The sequence below is a fragment of the Luteococcus sp. genome (assembly GCF_043424415.1).
Taxonomy (GTDB): domain Bacteria; phylum Actinomycetota; class Actinomycetes; order Propionibacteriales; family Propionibacteriaceae; genus Luteococcus.
This window is the reverse complement of sequence record NZ_JBHWOO010000129.1, coordinates 1-6,210: the sequence shown is the minus strand read 5'-3', so window position 1 is coordinate 6,210 and position 6,210 is coordinate 1. Positions and strand designations below refer to the sequence as shown.

General features: G+C 70.6%; 8 protein-coding genes and 1 pseudogene. 6 read left to right on the top strand and 3 right to left on the bottom strand.

All coding sequences use genetic code 11. The features are described from left to right. The 3 genes and pseudogenes from ACHFFZ_RS07870 to ACHFFZ_RS07860 form a co-directional block, all read left to right on the top strand. Nucleotides 1–282, top strand: a pseudogene (locus ACHFFZ_RS07870) (hypothetical protein); the annotation flags it as partial. 18 nt (nucleotides 283–300) lie between these two features. After that, nucleotides 301–1,206, top strand: coding sequence for a DUF4031 domain-containing protein (locus ACHFFZ_RS07865; protein WP_394276098.1), 906 nt, complete (start codon nucleotides 301–303; stop codon nucleotides 1,204–1,206). A gap of 10 nt (nucleotides 1,207–1,216) precedes the next feature. Further along, nucleotides 1,217–1,972, top strand: coding sequence for a tyrosine-protein phosphatase (locus ACHFFZ_RS07860; RefSeq protein WP_394276097.1), 756 nt, complete (start codon nucleotides 1,217–1,219; stop codon nucleotides 1,970–1,972). 24 nt (nucleotides 1,973–1,996) lie between these two features. Here ACHFFZ_RS07860 and ACHFFZ_RS07855 read toward each other — a convergent pair whose 3' ends face one another. Both ACHFFZ_RS07855 and ACHFFZ_RS07850 read right to left on the bottom strand, forming a co-directional pair. Then, a complete protein-coding gene (locus ACHFFZ_RS07855) occupies nucleotides 1,997–2,266 on the bottom strand; it encodes a hypothetical protein (protein ID WP_394276096.1) in 270 nt (89 codons plus the stop codon). Continuing rightward, nucleotides 2,263–2,418, bottom strand: a complete 156-nt coding sequence (locus ACHFFZ_RS07850) for a hypothetical protein (RefSeq protein WP_394276095.1) — start codon at nucleotides 2,416–2,418, stop codon at nucleotides 2,263–2,265. Before ACHFFZ_RS07850 ends, ACHFFZ_RS07855 begins: the two co-directional genes overlap by 4 nt. Before the next feature lie 390 nt (nucleotides 2,419–2,808). On the opposite strand from ACHFFZ_RS07850, the gene ACHFFZ_RS07845 reads away from it, so the two are divergent. Further along, complete coding sequence (locus ACHFFZ_RS07845) at nucleotides 2,809–4,011, top strand: MFS transporter (RefSeq protein WP_394276094.1); 1,203 nt, start codon at nucleotides 2,809–2,811, stop codon at nucleotides 4,009–4,011. Between the two features lie 103 nt (nucleotides 4,012–4,114). Further along, the gene (locus tag ACHFFZ_RS07840; protein WP_394276093.1) at nucleotides 4,115–4,525 is read left to right on the top strand and encodes a DUF4870 domain-containing protein; all 411 of its coding nucleotides are present in this window, start codon (nucleotides 4,115–4,117) and stop codon (nucleotides 4,523–4,525) included. On the opposite strand, the gene ACHFFZ_RS07835 is transcribed toward ACHFFZ_RS07840, so the two are convergent. Then, nucleotides 4,518–5,450 (bottom strand): GNAT family N-acetyltransferase, encoded by a 933-nt coding sequence (locus ACHFFZ_RS07835; RefSeq protein WP_394276092.1) that lies wholly within the window; start codon nucleotides 5,448–5,450, stop codon nucleotides 4,518–4,520. The genes ACHFFZ_RS07840 and ACHFFZ_RS07835 overlap by 8 nt on opposite strands. A gap of 39 nt (nucleotides 5,451–5,489) precedes the next feature. Here ACHFFZ_RS07835 and ACHFFZ_RS07830 point away from each other — a divergent pair, with 39 nt between their 5' ends. Further along, on the top strand, nucleotides 5,490–6,155 hold the full coding sequence (locus ACHFFZ_RS07830; protein ID WP_394276091.1) for a cation transporter: 666 nt from the start codon (nucleotides 5,490–5,492) through the stop codon (nucleotides 6,153–6,155). Nucleotides 6,156–6,210 lie beyond the last annotated feature (55 nt).

Genomic DNA, 6,210 nt, shown 5'->3' with positions numbered 1-6,210 from the left:
GCCGCCGATGGGGTGGTGGCTGCTGCGCAGCAGTTGCCGGGCGGGGCGTGGATCGGGCGTCTTGAGCGGCTGGCGATCTTCTCTGGTCTTGTGGCGCGCTATCCGGAGGCGATCGCGATCTGTCTGGCGCTCAAGGGATTGGCACGCTATCCCGAGTTGAAGGCGACGACGGCGGGCGCGGCGGAGCGGTTCATCATCGGGACCTTCGTGAGCGTGCTGGTGGCCTGCGGTGCGGCGGGCGTGAGCACGTGGCTGGTGCGCCTGGTGCAGGGGTTGGTCTGAGTGCGGGGGCTGGTCTGAGTGTTGCTGCTGGACGAGCCGCGCTGGCCGGCGCACGGGACCATGTATGGGCACCTGGTCAGCGACGAGTCGCTGTGGGAGCTGCACGATGGCGCCCGGCGGGCGGGTCTGGACGTGAGGGCCTTCGACCACGACCACTACGACCTGCGCGCCGACCGGGTGCCGGCGGCACTGGCGGCGGGTGCCGTGCTGGTGGACAGCCGCGAGCTGGTGCGTCGGATGCGGGCGGGCGGTACCCGCACCGGGCATGCCGACCATGCTCCGCGGCGGGGCCGCAGTCGAGACCTGCTGCGGCGCGTGGTCGACGCGCACCTTCCTGGGCAGGGATTCGTGGCCCACGAGGTGGTGAAGGCCTATGGCGCTCCCGGCAGGGTCTACCACGACGTGCGGCACCTCGTGGAGATGCTGACACACCAGCAGTCGTTGGCGGCCGCCGTGGATCATCGGCTCTCGCGGGCCGAGGTCTTGGCGACGCTGGTGCACGACTTGGTGCACGGCATCGGTCCGGGGCAGGACGAGGAGCTGTCCGCCGAGCGGGGCGGGGCGCTGCTGGGCAGGGCTGGCCTGCCATCGCGTGAGGTGGCCGAGGTTCAGCGGCTGGTGCTGCTGACAATCGACCACCGGCCTGATCCTGGAGATGTGGCCGGGGCGGTGTTGAGTGATGCCGACATGGCGATCCTGGGCAGTGCCCCGGGCCGCTACCACGTTTCGGTGCGTGACCTGCGGCGGGAGTACGGCCGCTTCGACGACCAGCAGTGGCGCTCGGGCCGGGGCCAGGTGCTGCGCGCCTTCCTGGAACAGGAGCTGTTCGCCACCGCGCCGGGGCGCATGTGGTGGCAGGAGCGGGCCGCGTCGAACGTTGCCGACGAACTGGCGCACCTGCACTCGCCCCTGGAGGAGCTCTAGAGTGCGGGGCATGCCTTCTGTCCTGTCGGCGGTGCGTCTGGTCACCCACCGCGTCCATGTCCCCTTCGGCGTCTACAACCTGCGGCCGGTCACCTCCACGAGCAGTCCCGGCCGCGGGGTCTACCGCTCCTCGCTGTTGTGGGGTGCCACGTCCGCGGATCGTGGCCGCCTGGCCGAGCTGGGCCTGGGGCTGGTGGTGGACCTTCGCACCGAGAAGGTGGCGGCCAACTTTCCCGATCCTGAACTGCCGGGGGTGCGGCACGTGCTGGTGGACGTGCACGGCACCGGCGACGCTGTGACGGGAACACGGCGCACCGAGGACGACACCATGAAGGCCATGTGTGACCGCTACCGGCGCATGGTCACCGATGCCGGGCAGCGCGAGCGGATCGGCCAGGTGCTGCGGATGGTGGCCGAGGAGCCGCGGGCGGTGCTCTTCCACTGCACCGACGGCAAGGACCGCACCGGGTGGGTGGCGCTGCTGCTGCAGCACATCCACGGGGACTCGCCCGAGCAGATCCGCGAGGACTACATGGCCAGCCAGCCGGCGGTGGGCCACATGATGAGGCTGCGGTGGCGGATGGACCTGCTGCGTGGCGGGCGGGCCCGGGCAGCCTGCAACCGGCCGATGAACCTGGTGGACCTCACCTTCCTGGAGGCGGGCCTCGACGAGGTGGAGCAGTGCTGGGGTGACCTCGACGGCTACCTGCGCGACGGCATCGGGCTGGACGAGCAGACGCTGGAGGCACTGCGCGCCAAGCTGTGACACGGCTTTGACCTCGGCCCTGGCTCAGCCGGTGGTCTCGACGCCGGACAGTTCGTGGGCCAGCGTGGTGATGATGGCCGAGCTGGACGGGTACCAGGACAGGAAGCGCCTGCCCACCGCGAAGCCGCACACGACCTGCCTGCTGGTGGGCCCGAGGCTCAGCGCCGGCAGCCGGTAGCTGGTGGTCTGCACCAGACCGGGCACGACGTCATGGGCGAGGTCCACCATCGCCCCTAGTACCTGCCGGTCAGTGGGGGTGCAGCTGGCGATGAAGTCGTCGATCGGGCCGGTCACCGGATGTCAGGTGCGGTGGGGGCAGCCAACAGCTGTTCGCGCAGCTCGGCCCGGCGTTGCCGCTCCTTGGTCACTCCCCTGGCCAGCAGGACCAGCAGGGGCAGGCTGAGCAGCACCATGGTGGCGCCCGTGACGAGGAGGTTGGCCGGCATGGTCCCGATCCTAGTCGTGGGCGCTCCGCCCGGGAGCGCGACGGGCCCGGTTGCCATCCTCGCCCCTGGGCCCGGCCACTGGGCACGCCCAGAGCCCACTGGGCACGTGCTGCACCACGTGCCCAGTCGGCCCACGACGTGCGCTGTGGGCGGCGAGCGCTGTTCCAGCCGCATGTGCTTGGCTGGAGACGTGAGTCCACGAGGTAACTGGGCTGGCCCCGTCACCTTCGGGTGAGGTGGCCAGCCGGATCCGACCAGCTCCGGCCCGTCGATGCGACAGGGCCTGGGGCCTGATCTGCATGTCCGATCCGGCCGTCGAGTACTGACGACGGCACAGCCCGCAGGCTCGACGGTCCCCTTGACCAGGAACCCTCGACCCCAGGACTTCTCGTGAACACCATCCACTTCGTCTGGCACCACCGTGCCCTGACGGTGGTCGCCATCGCCACGGCGCTCACCTCGGCCTCCTTCGCGGTGCCCGTCTCCACCCTGTACCTGCTCGCCCGCGGCCTCACCTGGACCCAGGTCTTCACCCTGGAGACGGTGCTGGTGGTGAGCATCATGGTCTGTGACCTGCCCACCGGACGGCTGGCCGACCTGACCAGTGACCGCGCCGTACTGGTGGCCGGCTACCTGGTGGGAGCCGTGGCTGCCATCGGTTTTGCGACCAGCCATGGCTTCGGCCAGTTCGTCGCCACCCACGTGCTCTCCGGCCTCGGCATTGCGCTCGTCTCCGGTGCGGACCGCAGCTACCTGGCCGCCGTCCTCGACCGTGAGGCGGGTAACCGTCTGACCGGGGTGCTGGGTCATTGCGGGGCGCTGTCGGCGGTCTCGGGAGCACTCGCCGGCATCATCGGCGCTCTGCTCGCAACCCGTGGCATCGGCTGGCCCGCAGCCGCGGCGGCCGTTGCCGAGACGGCGGGGGCGGCCGTCGTGCTGGCGCTGCCGGCAGCACCCCGCACCCGTGACGGCGACGACTCCCCCACACCGGAGCCGCCCACACCGGAGCCGCTGGGCGCAGTGGCCCGGCATGTGCTTGCCACGCCCGTGTTGTGGCTCTCGGCACTCCAGCCCTGGATCCTCGTGGGCGCCGCCTTCTACCTGAACCAGCCCCGGTGGCAGTCGACGGGGGTGGACGTGCGCTGGTTCGGTGTCCTGCTCGCCCTGGCCCAGATGGGCGCCGCCGTGGGCTCCCACTCCTCGGAATGGCTCTGCAGCCGTGTGGGCTCGAGGACGCGTCTGGTCGCGGCAAGCACTTTCGGCTGTGCTGCGGGATTCGCCCTGATGACGATCCCGCACCGGTTCGGCACGATTGCCGGTTTCGTCGTCATCCTCGCCTCGGCGGCCGTACGAGGACCTGTCGCAGACACCCTCACCACCGTGGCAGCGCCCGTCACCAGCCGCGCCACCGCCCTGTCGATGGTGAGTACTGTCGCAAGCCTGGTCGGCGCCGCACTCAACCCACTGGTCGGGTTGGTCACCAGCCACAGCGTCACCGCCGCTTGCTTGACGCTCGCGGGGGTGATGGTGGTCTTCGCCCTGGCCTGGGCGCGGGTGTCCGACCCAAGTACGAGTGGGGCAGTTGCTTGCTAGCTTTCGAGAGCGAGGACCTCGATCCCCGGATCTGCCCTGACCCGGCCCCGACCCCTCCCCCAAGAAGGTGCTTCGGCGCAGCAGCACGCGAGAGGATGGGGTCATGAGCTACTACGCCAACCAGAACCCCTACTCCCATGGCACGCTGTCGGCGCAGATCCCCGACGAGGACCGTCACGCCGCGGCACTGGCCCACGCCTCGACCCTTGTCGCGATGGTGGTCAGCGCCGGCTGGTTGAGCTTCGTCGGCCCCCTGATCATCTGGATGCTCTACAAGGACCGCTCCCCCTACGTGCGCCGGGCCGCGGCGGGCGCCTTCAACTTCAACATCTGGGTGACCATCGCGACGATCATCGGATGGGTGCTGACCCTGACGCTGATCGGCTCACCGATCGGGATCCCGCTGCTGGTCTTCTGCGCGATCGTGCAGCTCTTCGCCCACCTCAACGCCTGCTTCAAGGCGCTGCGCGGCAAGCACCACGACTACCTGTTCCAGACCCGCATCCTCAACTGACCGGCTCGCGGTGGCGCACCCAGTGGTGCTGCACCAGCCCCAGCTGGTCCACCAGGCGCCCCGCCGCCACCTGCTCGTCGGGCACGGTGACGTGGCAGTAGGCAGCACCCAGCTCTCGTGCGCTGGCCATCACCCCGATGGCCAGGGCACGGCCATGTCCGCGTCCGCGGTGCTCGGGGGAGATGAACAGCTCCCCCAGCTCGGCCCAGTCGTCGGCGCGCACCAGGCGGGCCCCACCGACCGTCTCACCGCCCAGCCGCAGCGTGGCGTAGCGGGCCGGCGCAGTGGCCAGCTCCGCCGCGCCTGCCTCGTCCTGCACCCCGGCCGCGACGCACCACGCCATGGACGGCTGCTCCTCCCAGACGAGATCGGGCTGCGCTCCTGCCAGGTCGAGCTGCGCCAAGGACCCCACCAACAGCCGAGAAGACTGGCGCACTGCCCATCCCCGCTGCTCCAGCAGCTGGTCCAGCTCGTGGGCCGGCTCGGCATCGTCATGCCAGGAACGGGCCGCCAACTGGATGCAGGGCACCAGCCCACGATCCCGGTAGAAGCCGTCGACCTGCTCGACGGCCAGGCCCAGCTCGCGTTCGGCAGTGCCGGTGGCATGGCAGGAATTGGCCCGTCGCAAGCGCCCCTGGCCGACGTGCAGCGCCCAGCCACCCATCCGCACCGTGCTGTCGCCGGGCAGCCCGAGCGCCGCCAGCCGCACCAGGTCGTCGACGCGGGAGGTGGGGCGCACCACCCGGGCGGGGGCCCAGCGCATGGCTCGGATCTGGCTGCGCGGCACCTCCACCGGACCCCTGCCGGCGGGCAGCACCACCACACGGTCGTCGTCGGCCAGCACCAGGTCGCCCACCAGGTCAAGGGCGGTGCCGTCGAGCTTGACCTGGCGCAGGGAGACCCGTCGCGGGGAGGTGATGTCCATGCCCGCCAGCCTAGAGGGCACGGCAGATAGGCTTCCGGGGTGAACGAACAGCCCGAACCGTCTTGCTCCGACGACGACCTGCTGGCCGACCAGGGGCTGCGCCGCAGCCTGCGCCGCACCGTCATGCTGGTGGCCCTGCTCAACTTGGGCTACTTCTTCGTCGAAGGAGCCGTCGCCCTGGCGATCGGTTCGGTGAGCCTGTTCGCCGACTCGGTGGACTTCTTCGAGGACTTCGCCGTCAACAGCCTCATCGCGCTGGCGCTGGGATGGAGCCTGCACCGCCGGGCCGTGGCCGGCAAGGTAATGGCCGGCATCATCATGCTGCCGGCACTGGCCGCGATCTGGCAGGCCGTGACCAAGTTCTCCGACCCCCACCCGCCCGAGGTGCTCTCGCTGGTGCTGACCGCTGGCGGAGCTGTGGTGGTCAACATCGCCTGCACCTGGCTGCTGGCCCGCTGGCGCAGCCACGGCGGCTCCATGACCACCGCCGCCTTCCTCGCCGCCCGCAATGACGTCATCGCCAACCTCGCCATCATCGCCATGGCCGGCGTGACCGCCGCCACCCACAGCGGCTGGCCCGACATCGTGCTCGGCCTGTTCATCGTCGCGCTCAACCTCACTGCCGCCCGGGAGGTGTGGGAGGTGGCCGAGAGCGAGTCGCTGGCGGCCCGCGCCCTGGCCGGTGAGGACATCGACGACGACTGAGCCCCCGACGACCCGAACCAGACGACGCGCGGCCCCGGCGAGGAATTCGCCACGG

What these genes read in the sequence shown, in the direction of transcription:
- ACHFFZ_RS07850 (WP_394276095.1), bottom strand. Translation starts at nt 2,418, where the DNA reads ATGCCGGCCAACCTCCTCGTCACGGGCGCCACCATGGTGCTGCTCAGC.
- ACHFFZ_RS07840 (WP_394276093.1), top strand. Translation starts at nt 4,115, where the DNA reads ATGAGCTACTACGCCAACCAGAACCCCTACTCCCATGGCACGCTGTCG.
- ACHFFZ_RS07835 (WP_394276092.1), bottom strand. Translation starts at nt 5,450, where the DNA reads ATGGACATCACCTCCCCGCGACGGGTCTCCCTGCGCCAGGTCAAGCTC.
- ACHFFZ_RS07860 (WP_394276097.1), top strand. Translation starts at nt 1,217, where the DNA reads ATGCCTTCTGTCCTGTCGGCGGTGCGTCTGGTCACCCACCGCGTCCAT.